Below are 19,363 nucleotides of genomic sequence, written 5' to 3'. Positions count from 1 at the left end.
TCCCATCAACGTAATGCGCATTCGTCATGATGACCCGAAGGCCCCGTCTGGTAATCCATCCCTGCTACCACCCCAATGTTCGTATGGGAGGCCTCTTATACACCCGGGGAACTGAACAATAAATTAATGTCTGTGATTTCTGCCCAGCGGTTCACCCTTCTCGCGGCCCCCTGCCCCCGCCCAAAACAGGACGGGCCAGCCCTTGCCAGGCAGCCAAGCCAGATGAAAACCGTTACAGTGTGAACATGCCCCGATGGACGGGGTACTCATGGAGCCAGGTATGGCAAGACAGCTCTCTTCTCACACACTTTCCTTGCTGGCGGTGCTTGCTGGCGTCTCTGCCGGTCTTGTGACAAAGGCCCGAGCCAGCGACGAGAGCCTGGTTCAACAGCGCGCCAACGCCGTCGTCTCCCTGATGAGCTACGCCGTGGTGCCGGATATCACCGCCAGCAACCTGGATATCGGCAGCGGCACCAACGACACCTCCGCCCTCACCATCACCCAGCTCGGGGGTGGCGCCACCCTGAGCGAGGATGTTCCCCTCTATCTGGAGGGCACCCTGGGCTACAGCCGCTACGATCCCCAGTTCGTGTTCACTGATGGCAACGAGACCCGCACCATTCCCACCAAATGGAACAGCCTGAGCGCCACCGGCGGCATCGGCTGGGATGTCGGCGTCCATCGGGATCGCTTTGGTGGCAATCTGGTGCTGCGGCCCATCGCCAATGTCACCCTGGGCACGGTGGCCAGCGACCTTCGCATCGGGGCCGCCCTGCTCGAGCACAGGAGCGGCCAGAATCTGGACTTCCTCGACGGCGGCACCCTCAATGTCTACGGCCTCGGCGGCTCATTGATGCTGGACTATGAGCTCTTCTCCGCCGCCCAGGACATCGATGCCGAGCTGCGCTACTCCTACCAGCATCTGCAAAGCTTCACCGGCACCGCCGAGAGCGTCAGCGGTCAGGCCGATGCGGAAAACCTCGGGCTTTACCTGCGTCGTCGTGCTCCCCTCTGGGACTGGACCCTGCTGGACAGGCCCCTTCGCTACGTGCTGGAAGGGGCCAGAACCGAATACCTGGGGCAGCAACGGGGGCTGCTCGGTTTCAACAGCCTCAACTCCCTGGGACTTGGCCTCGAACTCGACAGCAGCAAGTACGACATCCTGGTGACCCGCACCCGGCTGGTGGCCCGCTATATGTTCAGCAACAGTACCAGCGGCTACTCCATCGGACTGGCGATGAGTTTCTAATCGGATCAAAGGGGTACGCCACTCGGCACAGCTCAGTCAACCCAAAACAAGATTCAATTTGAACCTTCCAGAATGCTATCCTGACCGTCCCAATGCTTCTGGAAACCTCTAATGTTCATCACAACACTCTTGGCCTCTGCACTCGGCTCGTTTACTGAAGGGCTCTCTTTTCAACACAAGGACTGGGAACTGGCCTGTGACAACACGCGCACATGCCGAGCGGCAGGTTACAGCGCGGAATTGGGTGGACTTTCGGTTCTGCTCACCCGAGAGGCTGGCGCCAAGGGCACACTGCATGCCGAGCTTGCCATCGCAGAGGTTGATCAGCGGGCTCCGGCGGCCCCCGCTGATGGTTTGATCACACTGCGCATCAATGGCGAGGTGCTCGGCATCGTAAAAGAGCGGACTCCGTTCACCCAGCCCCAAACTGCAGCGCTCGTCCGAGCAATCAAAGGGACTGGCAAGGTGGTATTTGAATGGAGCAAGCACCAAGAACCGTTATCCGGTGCCGGTGCCTATGCCATTTTTCTCAAAATGGATGAGTTCCAAGGCCGTCTCAATACCAGTACAGCCCTGACCAAACAGGGCTCGTTACCCACCACAACTATTCCCCCGGCCTTGGTGGCCCCCGTGATCCATGCAGGTGCCGTTGCCGCAGACAACCTATCTCGCCCACTCACCAAGCCTGAGCTACAGAGCATAAGGGCTTGGCTGAAACAACACGTCAATGAAGATGTCTGTCCCAGCGCATATGAGAATCAGGAAGATGGCCAGATCTATCCCCTGAACCAGGAACGAGCCTTGATCCGGCTACCCTGCTGGCTCGCCGCTTACAACGACGGTTCGGCATTTATTCTGATTGATACGGACCTTGATACCAGCAGTGCAACCCTCATCAGCACTTACGCAAACGGTTATGGAGAGGGCGAACTGAGTGCCTCGCACAAAGGAAGAGGAATAGGAGATTGTTTTTCTTTCGAAAGCTGGGTATGGGACGGCCAAACCTTCGTGCAGAGTGAGAAAAGCACCACTGGTAGCTGTCGCATGATCACTCTGGGGGGAACCTGGGAGCTACCGACCATGACCAGCCAGGTGGTCAAATCACAATAAACAAGGGCGGCCCATTGGCCGCCCTTGTTGTCTCTGGCTATCAGCGAATGGTCGCCATCTTTCTGACGCAGGCCTGCTCCCTGTCATCCACCCGCTTGGCAAACCAGGCGGTGGTGAGGTTGCGGGTGATCTTGGGGCTCTTTAGCTGGATACCGGGCAAGATGGCGCGGGGTTGCCGTGTCCCGGCCTGTTTGTCGGCCAGGGCGAAGACCCTGTGGTAGAGATCGCTTTTGGCAAAGTCGCTGCTGTCCCCGAGCTTCAGGCTCTGGTGAATGGCCTGCTTGCTCATGTTGACGCGGCTGGCGACGCTGTGGACCGCGAGTTCGGTCTTGCCGGGCAGATCCGAGTCGTAGCGGATGAGATCCCCGTCCAGGGCCAGGGGCTTGCCACTCACCCGGCTTACCGCCGCCTGGAAGGCCGCATTGCGGCTCGCGTACCAGCCCGCATTGAAGTCGGCGAAGCGATAGAGGGTATCCGGGTAGTCGGCGGGATAGCCGAAGATGTGTTTGGTGCCAAACCAGATGCCGCCGCGACGAGTGAACACCTCGTGGCGAATGGACTCCTTCACGGGATAGGGGTAGCCACGGGCGTTGGCTTCGGCAAAGGCGACGCTCACCTGCATGGGGCCGCCGGTGCGCACCGGGTTGAGGTTGCCAAAGAGCTGCTTGCCCATGGGGACGCTGCCTATCATGTCTTCGAAGATCTCGCTCATCTCCCGCTCGGTGCGAAGCTTGTCGATGCGCTCGGCATAGCTCTTGCCAGTGGGGGATTGGATGGAGAGGGCCGTGCGCACCATGAACTCGGGGATGAGCAGCTTGCCGGCCCGGGCATTGATCTCCTTCCAGGCAATCTTGTTGAGGTTGGGCACCACGGGGTCCGCCTGATAGGTCGCCTCCTGCTCCGCCACAGCCAGCACGGTGCAGACGTTGTGATCGCTCACCGTCAGCCCCTGGGTGGTGAGCGCCGTCACCACGTCATTGGCCCAGCCCGGCTTGTCCACCACGTTGCGCGGCAGGAAGCGCACGATGCGGCTCTTCATGTCGGCCGGTTTTTGCGGCTGCATCGCCTTGGGAATGGGGCGCCCCGCCGGCGTCGCCGGGCTGGTCGGGGCGGGAGGCTCGCTGGCACAACCCGACAGCAGGGCAAGGGAAAGCAGTGACAGCCAGCGCCAATGGGCATCAAACAAGGAGTGAGAGGGGATCATGAAGGCTTCCTGAAGAGCGGGACCTGCCCCTCATCGCGAATGAGAGGGCTCGAATACATGGAGGCGGACATTGTAGGGAACAAGTCTGACAAGATGAAGGCGGATGAACCTGCTGGCCCGCTGGCTGCGGCATTCCCTGGCGTCATCACGCCAGCTCCACCCGGTTGCGTCCCAGGTGCTTGGCCTGATAGAGGGCGAGATCGGTGCGCTGGAGCAGAGCATCCACCCCCTCCCGGCTCTGGCTGATACCCAGGGCAAGGCTCACGGTGAATCTTACCCCGTCACCTGAGACCAGCTCTTCGGTCGCGCACCTTATCTGCTCCGCCAGCGCACGGGCCTTGTCGCCCGTCATGCCGGGCAGCCAGATGGCAAACTCCTCTCCCCCAAGGCGTGCCACCACCCCATCCAATGGGCAGAGCTGGCGCAGCAGGGTGCTGAATTCACGAAGTACATTGTCGCCGATGGCGTGGCCATAGCGATCGTTGATCAGCTTGAAGTGATCGAGATCCAGCAGCAGGAGCGGCGTCCCCTCCTCTCCGTGCGCCTCCAGCACGGCGCGAAACGCCCGGCGATTGGAGAGCCCGGTCAGCTCGTCTGACATGGCGAGGGAGGAGAGCCGCATCTGGGTGCCATACATCTGCTGCACCATCAGCAGCACACCCCAGGCCGAGGCCAGCATGCCGATCGTGCGCAGGCTATCTTCCACCGTGGAGAGCCACCAGGGCTGGAAATAGGCCTCATCCATCAGATCGATGACGCCGGAGACGAGCCAGAGGGTCAGCCCGCCGGTGAGGGAGAGATAGGTTCTCAAGGTGATCTGGGCACACTGCACCACCCAGAACATGAACAGCAGGGTCAGCACGTTGAGCGCTTCGGCCAGAGCCCCGACGGTATAGAGGTTGTGCTCTGCCAGGGGATCAAAGCTGACCCCGGCCAGGATCCCCGTCAGCAGCAGCAGACAGGGCAGGCTCACCAGCGCGAGACGACGGCAGGGAGGAAGCGAGAAGAACCGGGCGGGGTGAACGGATAACCTGAGGGGAGTCTTCATCATGTTTTGGGCTCCAAGCGCGCATGTCTTCTATCCCGAATGGCAGCCATTGGCTGCCATCGCCAGCGAACCCCGACGGCATTCCTGGTGGCAAATCACTGATATTGTGGGCCGATTTTTCCATAAAAAACAATCCCCTCACCATATGGGTCAGGGGATTGCTGCAACGGGGACGGCGCGATCTGCCGTGACATCGGGGTGGGCGGCCCTTCCCTACTCCCCCTCACGGCAGGCGGGCAGTGCCGCCTCAGGCGCTCTGGCGCAGGGCCTGATGCTGGGCGGCGCCGTTGATCACCGCCTGCAGGGAGGCGTTGACCACGTCGCGACCGACGGCGACGCCACACATCCGGGTGCCCTCGACGCTCAGCAGCACATAGGCGGCGGCGCGGGATTCGGTGCCGGCGGTGAGCGCATGCTCGGAGTAATCCAGCACATCGATGTGCATGCCGGTCTGACGCTGCCAGCCGTTGACCAGGGCTGTGATGGCTCCCTCCCCTTCACCGCACAGTTGCAGGGTGCCGTGGGGGGTCTGCAACTCCAGGCGCAGGCTCTCCTGACTGTCATGACCGAGCTGGAAGCGCCCGATGCGATAGCCGTGGGCAGGCTCGAGATAGTGCTGCTCGAACAGGGTGCGGATCTGCTCCGGGCTGATTTCGCTGCTGCTCGCCTCAGCCTCGGCCTGCACCCGGCGGCTGAAGTCGATTTGCAGCCAGCGCGGCAGTTGCAGACCGAGGTCACGCTCCAGCAGATAGGTCACCCCTCCCTTGCCGGACTGGCTGTTGATGCGGATCACCGCCTCGTAGCTGCGACCGAGATCGGCAGGATCGATGGGCAGGTAAGCCACGTCCCAGTAGTGATCCGGTTTTTCTGCCGCGAGAGACTTGCGGATGGCGTCCTGGTGGCTGCCGGAAAACGCCGTGTAGACCAGCTCACCGGCATAGGGGTGGCGAGGGTGCAGGGCAATCTGGGTGCAGGCCCCCACGGTGGCGACGATGGCATCCATGTCGGACAGGTCCAGCTCGGGGTCAATCCCCTGGCTGTAGAGGTTCATGGCCATGGTGACGATGTCCATGTTGCCGGTGCGCTCCCCGTTGCCGAGCAGGGTGCCCTCGATGCGATCCGCCCCCGCCAGCACCGCCAGCTCGGCGGCGGCCACCCCGCAGCCTCTGTCGTTGTGGGTGTGGATGGAGATGCTCACCTCGGGTCGCGCCTTGAGGTGTCGGCAGAACCACTCCACCTGATCCGCAAACACGTTGGGGGTGCTCACCTCCACCGTGGCGGGGAGGTTCAGGATCATGGGACGGGCAGCGGCACGCCACTCGTCGATGACGGCGTCACACACCTCGACGGCGAACTCCACCTCGGTGCTGCTGAAGCTCTCCGGAGAATACTGGAAACTCCACTCGGTGTCCGGATTGCGGGCCGCATACTCCCGCACCCAGCGCGCCCCCTGCACGGCGATGGCCTTGACCCCGTCCTTGCCTGAGTTGAACACATAGTTGCGCTGGGTCGGGTTGACCGAGTTGTAGACGTGAACGATGGCCCGCTTCGCCCCCTTGAGGGCCTCGAAGGTGCGGGCGATCAGATCTTCGCGCGCCTGCACCAGCACCTGGATGGTGACGTCATCGGGGATGAGGTTGCGCTCGATGAGTTCGCGCACAAAATCGAAGTCGGGCTGGGAGGCCGCCGGGAAGCCCACCTCGATGTGCTTGAAACCGATGTGGGTCATCAGCGCCCACATTTGCAGCTTCTGGGCCACCGTCATGGGCTCGACCAGCGCCTGGTTGCCATCGCGCAGGTCCACGGCGCACCAGAGCGGTGCCCGCTCCAGTACCCGGTTGGGCCACTGGCGATCCGCCAGGTTGATCACGGGGGCACGGCGGTATTTGCGATGATCGAAGCTCATATTCAGATTCCCTTGACGGATGGGCGAGGCGCCGGACGACCGGGCCGACAGGCGGGTGGGGCAAGGAGGGGAAGCGGGTTGGTGCGGTAACACCGTCCCTGACGAGTCGCGCGGCGGTAACCCCGCGACCGGTTTTCCTGCGGCCCCCGTCGGTCACCGGGGCCGGCCACGGCAGCCGGATCGGGCTGCGGGCGCTGATCCTCTCGCACGCCACCTTTCGGTGTGTCGGCGCAGACGACCTTGTTTGTATGAGCACCCAGTATAGGGAGGTCGTGGGGGCGAGAGATTGCGAAGATTGCACCATTTCATGTCAATTAAGCAATATGGATGCAGTGAATACCCAATAACGGGGTGAATATCACCACCCCTGATGGATTATTCGCCATCTCACCCATCTTCCTTGCTGGCGCCCCCCCGGGAGTGGCAGGGCGCAGGCAATAAAAAACCCCGCCATCGCTGGCGGGGTTTGCGTGCATCGAGCGGGCAGTGTGCTGCCGGTGCTCTTAGCGGTTGTTCACCTTCTCATGCAGCTCCTGCACCGAGTTCACATTGGCGGTGGCATCGACACTGATGGCCATGCAGGTGGCGAAGGCCGCATGCAGCGTGGTGGTGTAAGCCACCTTGTGCTGCAGGGCGCCACGGCGCAGCTGCTTGGAATCCTCGATGGCCTGACGACCCTCGGCGGTGTTGACGATGTAGGTGTACTCGCCATTCTTGATGCGATCCAGAATGTGCGGACGACCCTCGTGCACCTTGTTGACCAGACGCGGGTTGATGCTCGCCTCGCCCAAGGTCACGGCGGTGCCGTGGGTGGCGTCGAGGTCATAGCCCAGCTCCAGCAGCTTGGCGGCCAGGTTGACCACCCGTTCCTTGTCGCCGTGGCGCACGGACAAGAGGGCGCGACCTTCGCTCGGAACCTGGTGACCGGCACCCAGCTGCGCCTTGGCATAGGCCTCGGCGAAGCTGCTGCCCACCCCCATGACTTCACCGGTGGAGCGCATTTCCGGACCCAGCAGCGGATCCACACCCGGGAACTTGGCGAACGGCAGTACCACTTCCTTCACCGAGTAGTAGGGCGGGATGATCTCGGTGGTAAAGCCCTGTTCTTTCAGGCTCTGACCGGCCATGACACGGGCGGCAATCTTCGCCAGCGGGGCACCGGTGGCCTTGGAGACAAACGGCACGGTACGGGCGGCACGGGGGTTCACCTCGATGAGGTAAATCTCGTTGTCTTTCACCGCGAACTGCACGTTCATCAGACCGACCACGCCGAGTTCCAGCGCCAGCTTGCGCACCTGCTCGCGCATCTCGTCCTGAATGGCCTTGGACAGGGTGTAGGGCGGCAGGGAGCAGGCGGAGTCACCGGAGTGGATACCGGCCTGTTCGATGTGCTCCATGATGCCGCCGATAACCACATCGGTACCGTCGCAGATGGCGTCCACGTCCACCTCGGTGGCGTCGTCCAGGAAGCGGTCCAGCAGCACCGGCGACTCGTTGGAGACGCTCACTGCCTCGGCGAAGTAGCGGCGCAGGTCCTGCTCGTCATAGACGATTTCCATGGCGCGGCCACCCAGCACGTAGGAGGGACGAACCACCAGCGGGTAGGTGATGCGCGTGGCCAGTTGCACGGCCTGCTCCAGGGCGGTGACGGTGCCGTTTTCCGGCTGCTTGAGGCCGAGGCGCTCGACGGCGGACTGGAAGCGCTCGCGATCTTCCGCGCGGTCGATGGCATCCGGGCTGGTACCAATCACCGGCACGCCGTTCGCTTCCAATGCCCGCGCCAGTTTCAGCGGAGTCTGGCCGCCGTACTGGACGATGACGCCCTTGGGCTGCTCGACCCGCACGATTTCCAGCACGTCTTCCAGGGTGACCGGCTCGAAGTAGAGACGGTCGGAGGTGTCGTAGTCGGTGGAGACGGTTTCCGGGTTGCAGTTGACCATGATGGTCTCGTAACCGTCTTCGCGCAGGGCCAGGGCCGCGTGCACGCAACAATAGTCGAACTCGATGCCCTGACCGATACGGTTCGGGCCGCCACCGATGACCATGATCTTGTCGCGGTTGGTGGGGTTGGCCTCGCACTCTTCGTCGTAGCTGGAGTACATGTAGGCGGTGTTGGTGGCGAACTCGGCCGCGCAGGTGTCGACCCGCTTGTAGACCGGGAAGATGTTGTGGCGGGCACGCAATTTACGCACTTCACCTTCGGCCACGCCTAGGATCTTGGCCAGACGGGCGTCGGCAAAGCCTTTGCGCTTGAGGGCGCGCAGGAAGTCGGCGTCGAGACCGGCCATGCCGCGCTCTTTCACCTGCTCTTCCAGTTTCACCAGCTCTTCAATCTGCACCAGGAACCAGGGGTCAATCTTGGTCAGCTTGAACACGCCATCCATGGAGAGGCCGGCGCGGAAGGCGTCGGCGATGTAGAAGATGCGCTCGGCACCGGCATCCTGCAGCTCGTGACGGATGCGGGTCAGGGAGTCGGGGGCGTTGAGGTCAACCATGGGGTCGAAGCCGGTCTTGCCGGTCTCGAGACCACGCAGGGCCTTGTGCAGGGACTCCTGGAAGTTGCGGCCGATGGCCATTACTTCGCCGACGGACTTCATCTGAGTGGTCAGACGGTCGTTGGCGCCGGCGAACTTCTCGAAGTTGAAGCGCGGCACCTTGGTCACCACGTAGTCGATGGCCGGCTCGAAGGAGGCCGGGGTGCGACCGCCGGTGATGTCGTTCATCAGCTCGTCCAGGGTGTAACCGATGGCGAGCTTGGCGGCGATCTTGGCGATGGGGAAGCCGGTCGCCTTGGAGGCCAGCGCAGAGGAGCGCGACACCCGCGGGTTCATCTCGATGATGACCATGCGGCCGTCTTTGGGGTTGATGCCGAACTGGACGTTGGAGCCGCCGGTCTCGACACCGATCTCGCGCAGCACCGCCATGGAGGCGTTGCGCATGATCTGGTACTCCTTGTCGGTCAGCGTCTGGGCTGGCGCGACCGTGATGGAGTCACCGGTGTGGATGCCCATGGGGTCGAAGTTTTCGATGGCGCAGACGATGATGCAGTTGTCGTTGCGATCCCGCACCACTTCCATCTCGTACTCTTTCCAGCCGATGAGCGACTCGTCGATGAGCAGCTCCTTGGTCGGGGAGAGATCCAGACCGCGTTCGCAGATCTCCACGAACTCTTCGGTGTTGTAGGCGATGCCGCCGCCCGAGCCACCCATGGTAAAGGAAGGACGGATGATGCAGGGGAAGCCTACCATCTGCTGCACGCCCCAGGCCTCTTCCATGTTGTGGGCGATGCCGGCACGGGGGCACTCGAGACCGATGCTGCGCATGGCCTTGTCAAAGCGGGAGCGATCCTCGGCCTTGTCGATGGCGTCGGCGGTGGCGCCGATCATCTCGACACCGAACTCCTTGAGCACGCCATGCTGCTCCAGCGCCAGGGCGCAGTTCAGCGCAGTCTGACCACCCATGGTGGGCAGGATGGCGTCCGGGCGCTCTTTCTTGATGATCTCGCGCACCACTTCCCAGGTGATGGGCTCGATGTAGGTGGCGTCGGCCATCTCCGGGTCGGTCATGATGGTGGCCGGGTTGGAGTTCACCAGGATGACGCGGTAGCCCTCTTCTTTCAGGGCCTTGCACGCCTGGGCGCCGGAGTAGTCGAATTCGCAGGCCTGACCGATGACGATGGGGCCGGCGCCGAGGATCAGGATGCTCTGTAGGTCGTTACGTTTTGGCATGGCTCTCTTTATCCTCTTAGGCGCGATACTGCTTAATCAATTCAATAAAGTGGTCGAACAGACCGGCACAATCGTGCGGGCCCGGGCTCGCTTCGGGGTGACCCTGGAAGCTGAAGGCCGGACGGTCGGTGCGATGGATGCCCTGGAGCGACCCATCGAACAGGGAGACGTGGGTGGCACGCAGGCACTCGGGCAGGGTCTGCTCGTCCACCGCAAAGCCGTGGTTCTGGGCGGTGATCATCACGGTGTTGTCGTCCAGACTCTTCACCGGGTGGTTGGCACCGTGGTGGCCGAACTTCATCTTGATGGTCTTGGCGCCGGAGGCCAGGCCCAGCAACTGGTGGCCCAAGCAGATACCGAACACCGGGGTGCTGGTATCAAGGAAAGCCTTGATAGCTTCGATGGCGTAGTCGCACGGCTCGGGGTCGCCGGGACCGTTGGAGAGGAAGATGCCATCCGGGTTCATCGCCAGTACCTCGGCGGCCGGGGTCTTGGCCGGCACCACGGTCAGGCGGCAGCCACGGTCCACCAGCATGCGCAGGATGTTGCGCTTCACGCCGAAGTCGTAGGCCACCACGTGGTATTTCAGCTCATCAGCCGCCGGGGTGACGTGACCCTTGCCGAGCTGCCAGCTGCCTTCAGTCCAGCTGTAGGATTCGCTCACGGTCACTTCCTTGGCCAGGTCCATCCCCTTCAAACCGGGGAAGGCGCGGGCCTGTTCGAGGGCATGGGCTTCATCGAGCTGCTTGCCGGCCAGGATGCAACCGGCCTGGGCGCCTTTTTCACGCAGGATGCGGGTCAGCTTGCGGGTGTCGATGTCGGCGATGCCAACGATGTTGTGAGACTTGAGGTAATCGGAGAGGGATTGCTGATTGCGGAAGTTGGAGGCCAGTATCGGAAGGTCCCGGATGATGAGGCCCTGAGCATGGACCTGACTGGACTCTTCATCTTCGCTGTTGGTGCCGGTGTTGCCTATATGGGGGTAAGTGAGGGTAACGATCTGACGGGAATAGGAGGGATCTGTGAGGATTTCCTGATAACCCGTCATCGACGTGTTGAAAACCACTTCACCAACGGAACATCCCTCGGCGCCTATCGACACGCCTTTGAACACAGTTCCATCTTCCAGCACTAGCAATGCAGTGTGATTCAAGACAACCTCCAGTTATTTAGCTTTAAATTCAGCAATTTACCTGGGTGTTGCGGGCTCGGTTCCGGTCTTTGACAGGACTCGAACCCGGCAGATTTCTGGCAAATTGGGCGCATTCTACTTAAAAACGATCTCATTTCAACGTCTTTTCTCGTTTGAAATGCATCTAAATTCAATAAACAAGCAACATTACCCATTATCTATGCACTCACTCGCTTTGCAACCCCCTCTTCAAAAAGAAAAGCCAAACACAGACAACAAAGCGGCACCCGATGCCATGCAACGTACAAAAAACCAAATTTACCACTTAATAAACAGCAAGATAGAAAATTAAAAAACAAACAACACAACAGCAAAAACACCATTTTAAGCCAGAAAAGTGAACACCAAGAATAGAAAACGTTTTTCTTGGATTGCATTTTTAGTCTATTTCACATCAAGGCGAAATGCCCCCCGCAGGGGAATATTGAGACCCAAACCCGTTACCCCTTGATGACATTTTTGTCGCAAGAGGGTGGCAGGCTTGTAAGAATGGCAGGATTTAGCGAGGTTCACTCAAAAAGTGATGATTAAGGCTTATTTCTACAAAAAAGTGACAAAAAACCCCGGCGGACCGGGGTTTGGCAACCAGTACGGGAGTCTGCACTCCCCCTGAAGACGGTTTATTTCAGACCGAGCACATCCTGCATGTCATAGAGACCGGCCCCTTGCTGGTCGAGCCACTTGCCCGCCCGCACTGCACCGTTGGCGAAGGTCAGACGGCTGGAAGCCTTGTGGCTGATCTCGACCCGCTCGCCGATGTCGGCGAACATGACGGTGTGCTCCCCCACCAGATCGCCGGCGCGGATGGTGGCAAAGCCGATGGTGTTGCGATCCCGTTCACCGGTGATCCCCTCACGGCCATAGACGGCGCACTCTTTGAGATCCCGGCCCAGGGTTTTCGCCACCACTTCCCCCATGGAGAGCGCAGTGCCGGACGGAGCATCCACCTTGTGTCTGTGGTGCCCCTCGATGATCTCGATGTCGGTGTACTCCCCCATCACCCTGGCTGCCTGCTCCAGCAGCTTGAACACCAGGTTGACACCGACCGAGTAGTTGGAGGCGAAGACGATGCCGATCTGCTTGCCCGCCTCATGCAGGACCGCCTTGCCCGCCTCGTCAAAGCCGGTGGTGCCGATCACCATCTGCTTGCCATGAGCCAGTGCAAAGGCGAGGTTCGTCAGGGTCACCTCGGGGCGGGTGAAGTCGATGATGAGATCGAACTCGTCCTTCACCTTCTCCAGACTGTCGCTGATGATGACGCCAAGGCGCCCCAGGCCGTTGAGTTCACCCGCATCCAGACCGATCACGGCAGAGCCCGGTCGTTCCAGCGCCGCTCCCACCACCACGCCCTCGGCGTTGGCGATAGCCTCCAGCAGCACCTTGCCCATACGACCATTACAGCCCATCACGGCCACACGGATCGGATTGTCCATCTCCACCCTCTCATCTCTTTATTATGGAAAGAGACCGTTTTACCAGCCCGCGTCCCCTTTGAAAAGCCCGATCTGGCCCGCCAAACCACTCCGACATTTAAACGATAAATTCAATAAAAACAGAATAAATGGCGGAAAAACCAGACAAATCAGAATCACGAAGTAAAAAGCCCTATCCATCTGGATGGCTATCTTGACCCGGGCGGGCCGACTCACTACTGTTGGCCCCCCATGGTGGCAGGATGCCCGCCCTGTGCCCGCCCTGGAGGCGCCACAGGCAACGACAGGAGGTCATTGTTCAAGTTTCGAGGAACACATGATCCAGACCCAACCCCGTGCCAGAGCCCTGCTGCCCCTTCTGGTCTTTCTTGCCCTCTTCATCGGTACCGGTACCTGGCTGACCCTGCAGGGGGTCGAGTTCGCCTTCTACCAGCTCCCCGCCCCCGTTGCCGCCCTGCCTGCCGTCATGCTGGCCCTGCTGATGGGACGCGAGGGGTTCAACAAGAACCTCGAGACCTTCTTCAAGGGGGTGGGCGAGAGCAACATCATGGCTATGTGCCTCATCTATTTGCTGGCGGGCGCCTTCGCCACCGTGGCCAAGGCCACCGGCGGGGTGGATGCCACGGTCGCCCTCGGCCTCTCCCTCATTCCGGGCTGGTGCCTGCTGCCGGGGCTCTTCCTCATCTCTGCCTTCATTGCCACCGCCATGGGTACCTCCATGGGCACCATCGGCGCCGTGGCACCGGTGGCGCTGGGCGTCGCCCAGGCCGCCGGCATCGATCCAATGCTGATGGCGGGGACCATCCTCTCCGGCGCCATGTTCGGAGACAACCTGTCCATCATCTCAGACACCACCATCGCCGCCACCCGCAGCCAGGGCTGCGAGATGAAGGACAAGTTTCGCGAGAACATCAAGATTGCCGCCCCCGCCGCCGTGCTGGTGATCCTGCTCTATCTGGTGCTGGGCTCCACCGGTGAAGCGCCGGCCCCCACCGCCGAGGCGGACTTGCTCAAGGTCGCCCCCTATCTGCTGATCCTGGTGCTTGCCCTCTCTGGCATGAACGTCTTCATGGTACTGGGGCTCGGCATCCTGGCGGCCGGTGGCGTGGGGCTGCTTGGCAGCTACTCCCTCGGCCAGTTCAGCAAGGACATTTACCAGGGCTTTACCAGCATGCAGGAGATCTTCCTGCTCTCCATGCTCATCGGCGGTCTGGGTGCCCTGATGGAACGCCAGGGGGGGCTCGCCTGGATAAGTGAGCGCATCGCCGCCCTGATTGCCCGCTTCACCCGCCACCACGATGGCGAGCAGAACGAAAAGGCGGCCGAGCTCGGCATCGCCGGCGTGGTGAGCCTCACCAACCTGTGCACCGCCAACAACACCGTGGCCATCATAGTCGCGAGCAAGGTGGCCAGGGATCTGGCGGACCATCACGGGGTCACCCCGCGCCGCGCCGCCTCCATGCTGGACATCTTCTCCTGCGTGGTACAGGGGCTCATCCCCTGGGGCGCCCAGGCGCTGCTGCTGGGTTCCATCTTCGCCCTCTCGCCGATCCTGGTCGTGAGCATGAGCTTCTACCCCATGGCGCTGGCCCTGGCCGCCATCGTGGCCGTTTTCCTCAAGCACCAGATGGGTGCAGTGGCTCCCGCCCCCCACCGTTCCTGACGCCCGACCTCAGGGGCCGCCCGGCTGGCGGCCCCGCCATCGGCTTTTCATCCCGTCGACCCCTTGCTAAGGTAGCGCCAGCCCACCTTTGCCCAGGAGTCCCCATGCCGGATACCCAACCCGAACGCCAGAACCTGCGCCAGCTCATTCGCCAGCGCAGAAAAAGCCTGAGCCAGGCCGAGCAGCAGGCGGCGGCCCAACAGCTGGTCGAGCGCTTCCAGGAACACCCCGGCATCCTCGCGGCCAGGCGCATCGCCCTCTATCTGGCCAACGACGGGGAGCTCGATCCCCTGCCCGCCATCCACTGGCTGTGGGCCCGGCAAAAGGAGGTCTACCTGCCGGTGCTGCACCCCTTCACCCCGGGTCACCTGCTCTTCTTGCGCTACACCGCCACCACCCCCATGACCCGCAACCGCTACGGCATCGCCGAGCCCGAGCTCGACGTGCAGCAGGTGCTGCCCCACAGCATGCTGGACATCATCTGCACCCCGCTGGTGGCCTTCGATGAGGCTGGCAACCGCCTCGGCATGGGGGGCGGCTACTACGATCGCACCCTCGCCTGCTGGCACGAGCACCAGCTCGGCCCAAGACCCCTGGGGCTCGCCCACGATTGCCAGCAGGTAGATGCCGTCCCCCGGGAGCAGTGGGACGTGCCGCTCCCCCAGATCATCACCCCCAGCCGCAGCTGGCACTTTGCCTGATGAGGCGAGGGCGCCCCCTTCGGTTCAATAAACAGGCAAACGATTTACATCTTGGGGATTTTTGCGCCGGAACGTGAGCACCATGGTCGCTCTGGGGGGGATGCTTGGATATAATGCGCCCGCTTTTTCCATAAGGATCCATCATGACTCAAGATGAAATGAAGAAGGCGGCCGGTTGGGCTGCGCTCAAATACGTGGTACCCGGCACCATCGTCGGGGTGGGCACCGGCTCTACCGTCAATCACTTCATCGACGCACTGGCGACCATGAAAGACCAGATCAAGGGCGCGGTGTCGAGCTCCATCGCCTCCACCGAACGCCTCAAGGGTCTCGGCATCCCGGTGTTTGACCTCAACGACATCGATGCCCTCTCCGTCTACGTGGATGGTGCCGACGAGATCAACGCCAGCCGCGACATGATCAAGGGGGGCGGCGCCGCCCTGACCCGCGAGAAGATCGTCGCCGCCGTGGCCGACCAGTTCATCTGCATCATCGACAACACCAAGACCGTCGACGTGCTGGGCACCTTCCCCCTGCCGGTGGAAGTGATCCCCATGGCCCGCGAATACGTGGCCCGCGAGATCCGCGCCCTTGGCGGCAACCCGGTGTGGCGTGAAGGGGTGGTGACCGACAACGGCAACATCATCCTGGACGTCAAGGGCATGGCCATCACCGATGCCAAGGCTCTGGAAACCCGCCTCAACAGCATCGTGGGCGTGGTCACCAACGGCCTGTTCGCCCACCGTGGCGCCGACGTTGTGCTGATCGGCACCCCCGAGGGTGTGATCACCAACTAAGGCCCGCTCCCCGGACCTCTCCCTCCGGGCAAGCCCCCGCCCCGGTCAGTCAATCTGACTGCCCCAAATGGACAACGGCGCCTCATGGCGCCGTTTCTGGTTATCCCTCAATGGCTTGTAGCAGCACATCTGCAACAATCGTTGATAACTTCAAAGAATTTGACTTTCGTCACAAATATTCCCTCTCCCAAACGTTTTTGCTACTTTACGGTTTTCTTCACACTGCAAGCCTGAACGCATTTTTCAAAACAATAGAGGGAACGTCATGACAGCCAAGTTTTCGCTGGACAAGGATAAGATCAAGGTACTGCTGCTGGAGGGAGTCCATCCCAACACGGTGGAGACCTTTCGGGCAGCCGGCTACACCAATGTGGAATATCTGAAGACGTCCCTGTCGGAAGAGGAGTTGATCGAGCGCATTCGTGACGTGCATTTCGTGGGCCTGCGTTCACGCACCCAGATCACCGAGAAGGTGCTGGATGCCGCCACCAAGCTGGTGGCCATCGGCTGCTTCTGCATCGGCACCAACCAGGTCTCCCTCGACGCCGCCCACGTGCGCGGCATTCCCGTCTTCAACGCCCCCTTCTCCAACACCCGCTCCGTGGCCGAACTGGTACTGGGGGAGATCCTGCTGCTGCTGCGCGGCATTCCCGAGAAGAACGCCAAGTGCCATCGCGGCGTCTGGGAGAAGCTGGCCAACCGTTCGGTGGAGGCGCGTGGCAAGAAGCTCGGCATCATCGGCTACGGCCACATCGGCACCCAGCTTGGCATCATCGCCGAGATGATCGGCATGAAGGTCTACTACTACGACATCGAGAACAAGCTCTCCCTTGGCAACGCCATCCAGGTGCCGAACCTGGTGGAGCTGCTCAACATGTCTGACGTCATCAGCCTGCACGTACCGGAAACCGCCTCCACCAAGGATCTCATCGGTGCAGAGCAACTGCGCATGATGAAACCGGGCGCCATCTTCATCAACGCCTCCCGCGGCACCGTGGTGGACATCGACGCCCTGGCCGACGTCATCAAGAGCGGCCACCTCTCCGGCGCCGCCATCGACGTCTTCCCGGTGGAGCCCAAGTCCAACGACGAGGAGTTCCTCACCCCGCTGCGCGGCCTGGACAACGTGATCCTGACCCCCCACATCGGCGGCTCCACCCAGGAAGCCCAGGAAAACATCGGTCTGGAAGTGGCCAACAAGCTGGTCAAATACTCCGACAACGGCTCCACCCTCTCCGCGGTCAACTTCCCGGAAGTCTCCCTGCCCGGTCACAAGGGCTCCAGCCGCCTGCTGCACATTCACCGCAACCAGCCCGGCGTGATGAACCAGATCAACCAGATCTTCGCCGACGAGGGGATCAACATCGCCGGTCAGTACCTGCAGACCAGCAGCGAGATCGGTTACGTGGTCATCGACGTCGAAACCGAGCACAGCGAGAAGGCCCTGGCCCGTCTCAAAGAGATCAATGGCACCATCCGTGCCCGGATCCTGCACTGATAAGCCCTTATCTGCGCAGCAAAAAGCCCGTCGTGATGACGGGCTTTTTTATGTCAGGAGAAAGGTTGCTCTCGTAACCTACCACCAGCCCAGCAGGTTGCGGCCCACCAGGGCGCCCCACACCAGGGCATTGAGGGCCAGAGCGATGAAGACGGCGGCGGAGCCCAGATCCTTGGCGCGGCCCGAGAGTTCGTGATGCTCGGAGCCGATGCGATCCACCACCGCCTCCACGGCGGAGTTGAGCACCTCGACGATCACCACCAGCCAGCTGATGCAGACGAGCAGCAGGATCTCGTTGAGGGAGTCACCTATCCAGAATGCCAGCGGCATCAGCAGCAGGATCAGCACCAGCTCCTGGCGGAAGGCGGCCTCGTTAATCCAGGCCGATTTGAGACCTTTCATGCTGTAACCGGTTGCGTTGATGATGCGGGTGATCCCGGTCGCGCCTGGCTTTGCCACGATAACTACCTCATTTGAAATGGCTTTTGGGTTCACATCCTATCAGAGCCGCCCAAGGTTTCCATCGGGTGACTTTTGCTTTATTTTATTCCCTTGCATTTTGGCATCCCGCCCACCTTATCCACTCGAGAATTGAGTCGTATGTCCATTCACACCGATGAATTGCGCACCCGTCGCCTGGAGGCCCTGATCACCCCCAGCGAGCTGGCGCACGCCTTCCCGTTAACCGACACCATCGCCCAGAACCTGCTGGATGCCCGCCGCCAAGTGGAAGCCATTCTGTCCGGTGAGGATCAGCGCCTGCTGGTCATCGTCGGCCCCTGCTCCATCCACGATCCCGCCGCCGCCCACGAATACGCTCTGCGTCTGAACACCTTGCGGGAAGAGTACAAAGAGAGCCTGTGCATCGTAATGCGCACCTACTTCGAAAAGCCGCGTACCATCGTCGGCTGGAAGGGGCTCATCAATGATCCGCGCCTGGACGGCAGTTTCGACGTCAATGAAGGGCTGAAACTGGCCCGCAAGCTGCTGGTGGACATCAACGAGACAGGCATGCCCACCGCCACCGAGTTCCTCGACATGGTGACCGGCCAGTACATCAGCGATCTCATCACCTGGGGCGCCATCGGGGCGCGCACCACCGAGTCCCAGGTTCACCGGGAGATGGCCTCCGCCCTCTCCTGCCCGGTGGGGTTCAAGAACGGCACCGACGGCAACACCCGCATCGCCATCGATGCGGTGCGTGCCGCCCGTCACAGCCACATCTTCTACTCCCCGGACAAGGACGGCAAGATGACCATCTACCGCACCGCCGGCAACCCCTACGGCCACGTGATCCTGCGCGGCGGCCACAGGCCCAACTACGACACCGCCAGCATCGACGAGGCGTGCGAGGCTCTGGCCCAGGTGGGCCTGCCGGAGCGCCTGGTGGTGGACTTCAGCCACGGCAACAGCATGAAGGATCACCGCCGCCAACTGCTGGTGGCCCAGGATATCTGCGATCAGCTGCGCCGCGGCCGCACCGGCATCGCTGGCATCATGGCCGAGAGCTTCCTGGTGGAAGGGCGTCAGGACGTGGAGAACGGCTGCGCCGCCACCTTCGGCCAGAGCATCACCGATGCCTGTCTGTCGTGGAGTGACACCGAAACCCTGCTGGCCATGCTGGCAGAAGCCGCTCAGGTGCGGCTGGACAAGCAGAAAGCCTGAACAACCGCTCAACGCTCTCTCTACCAATTCAAAGAGCCAGGCATCACGGATGCCTGGCTCTTTTCATGTCCACAGTGATTCACTCGCCCCCTTGGCTTCACTCAGCCTCTGCCGGTTTTCAATGCTGTATCCGTAGTCGACGGAACGGCTCCCTTCTCCCACTTGTTTT

The 19,363-nt window shown here is 61.6% G+C and carries 14 protein-coding genes; 7 read left to right on the top strand and 7 right to left on the bottom strand.

Going from position 1 to position 19,363, the window contains the following annotated elements; all coding sequences use genetic code 11:
- Positions 1-280 precede the first annotated feature (280 nt).
- Positions 281-1,249, top strand: a complete 969-nt coding sequence (locus I6L36_RS21065; protein ID WP_216986903.1) for an autotransporter domain-containing protein — start codon at positions 281-283, stop codon at positions 1,247-1,249.
- A gap of 111 nt (positions 1,250-1,360) precedes the next feature.
- Positions 1,361-2,359: a DUF1176 domain-containing protein gene (locus I6L36_RS21060; protein ID WP_042014678.1), complete on the top strand. Its 999-nt coding sequence runs from the start codon at positions 1,361-1,363 to the stop codon at positions 2,357-2,359.
- 40 nt (positions 2,360-2,399) lie between these two features.
- Here the strand turns inward: I6L36_RS21060 and I6L36_RS21055 are convergent, their stop codons facing one another.
- The 6 genes from I6L36_RS21055 to dapB form a co-directional block, all read right to left on the bottom strand.
- The gene (locus I6L36_RS21055) at positions 2,400-3,563 is read right to left on the bottom strand and encodes a DUF1615 domain-containing protein (RefSeq protein WP_216986902.1); all 1,164 of its coding nucleotides are present in this window, start codon (positions 3,561-3,563) and stop codon (positions 2,400-2,402) included.
- Between the two features lie 145 nt (positions 3,564-3,708).
- Positions 3,709-4,614, bottom strand: coding sequence for a GGDEF domain-containing protein (locus I6L36_RS21050; RefSeq protein ID WP_216986901.1), 906 nt, complete (start codon positions 4,612-4,614; stop codon positions 3,709-3,711).
- 244 nt (positions 4,615-4,858) lie between these two features.
- The gene (leuA, locus tag I6L36_RS21045; protein ID WP_042014680.1) at positions 4,859-6,517 is read right to left on the bottom strand and encodes a 2-isopropylmalate synthase; all 1,659 of its coding nucleotides are present in this window, start codon (positions 6,515-6,517) and stop codon (positions 4,859-4,861) included.
- Positions 6,518-7,020: 503 nt separating this feature from the next.
- On the bottom strand, positions 7,021-10,245 hold the full coding sequence (gene carB / locus I6L36_RS21040) for a carbamoyl-phosphate synthase large subunit (RefSeq protein WP_041213100.1): 3,225 nt from the start codon (positions 10,243-10,245) through the stop codon (positions 7,021-7,023).
- 16 nt (positions 10,246-10,261) lie between these two features.
- Entirely contained in the window at positions 10,262-11,398 is a 1,137-nt protein-coding gene (gene carA, locus I6L36_RS21035; RefSeq protein ID WP_010675189.1) for a glutamine-hydrolyzing carbamoyl-phosphate synthase small subunit, read from the bottom strand.
- A 659-nt stretch (positions 11,399-12,057) separates the two neighbouring features.
- Entirely contained in the window at positions 12,058-12,870 is an 813-nt protein-coding gene (gene dapB, locus I6L36_RS21030; RefSeq protein ID WP_114523260.1) for a 4-hydroxy-tetrahydrodipicolinate reductase, read from the bottom strand.
- 316 nt (positions 12,871-13,186) lie between these two features.
- Between dapB and I6L36_RS21025 the strand changes: the two genes are divergently transcribed.
- The 4 genes from I6L36_RS21025 to serA all read left to right on the top strand — a co-directional run bounded on the left by I6L36_RS21025 (position 13,187) and on the right by serA (position 17,529).
- Entirely contained in the window at positions 13,187-14,533 is a 1,347-nt protein-coding gene (locus I6L36_RS21025; RefSeq protein WP_039040381.1) for a Na+/H+ antiporter NhaC family protein, read from the top strand.
- A gap of 104 nt (positions 14,534-14,637) precedes the next feature.
- Positions 14,638-15,234 carry a 5-formyltetrahydrofolate cyclo-ligase gene (locus I6L36_RS21020; RefSeq protein WP_039040382.1) on the top strand — a complete coding sequence of 199 codons (597 nt, stop codon included), beginning with the start codon at positions 14,638-14,640 and terminating at the stop codon, positions 15,232-15,234.
- A gap of 143 nt (positions 15,235-15,377) precedes the next feature.
- Positions 15,378-16,031, top strand: coding sequence for a ribose-5-phosphate isomerase RpiA (gene rpiA, locus I6L36_RS21015; RefSeq protein ID WP_039040383.1), 654 nt, complete (start codon positions 15,378-15,380; stop codon positions 16,029-16,031).
- Positions 16,032-16,296: 265 nt separating this feature from the next.
- On the top strand, positions 16,297-17,529 hold the full coding sequence (gene serA, locus I6L36_RS21010; RefSeq protein WP_039040384.1) for a phosphoglycerate dehydrogenase: 1,233 nt from the start codon (positions 16,297-16,299) through the stop codon (positions 17,527-17,529).
- A 78-nt stretch (positions 17,530-17,607) separates the two neighbouring features.
- Here the strand turns inward: serA and I6L36_RS21005 are convergent, their stop codons facing one another.
- On the bottom strand, positions 17,608-17,988 hold the full coding sequence (locus I6L36_RS21005; RefSeq protein WP_041213103.1) for a diacylglycerol kinase: 381 nt from the start codon (positions 17,986-17,988) through the stop codon (positions 17,608-17,610).
- A 141-nt stretch (positions 17,989-18,129) separates the two neighbouring features.
- Here I6L36_RS21005 and I6L36_RS21000 point away from each other — a divergent pair, with 141 nt between their 5' ends.
- Positions 18,130-19,194 carry a 3-deoxy-7-phosphoheptulonate synthase gene (locus I6L36_RS21000; RefSeq protein ID WP_010675196.1) on the top strand — a complete coding sequence of 355 codons (1,065 nt, stop codon included), beginning with the start codon at positions 18,130-18,132 and terminating at the stop codon, positions 19,192-19,194.
- The last annotated feature ends 169 nt before the right edge of the window (positions 19,195-19,363 follow it).

Source organism: Aeromonas sp. FDAARGOS 1406, from assembly GCF_019048565.1.
GTDB classification, from domain to species: domain Bacteria; phylum Pseudomonadota; class Gammaproteobacteria; order Enterobacterales; family Aeromonadaceae; genus Aeromonas; species Aeromonas caviae.
Note: the sequence above shows the minus strand (reverse complement) of the source record. Positions and strands in the feature narration are given on the sequence as shown.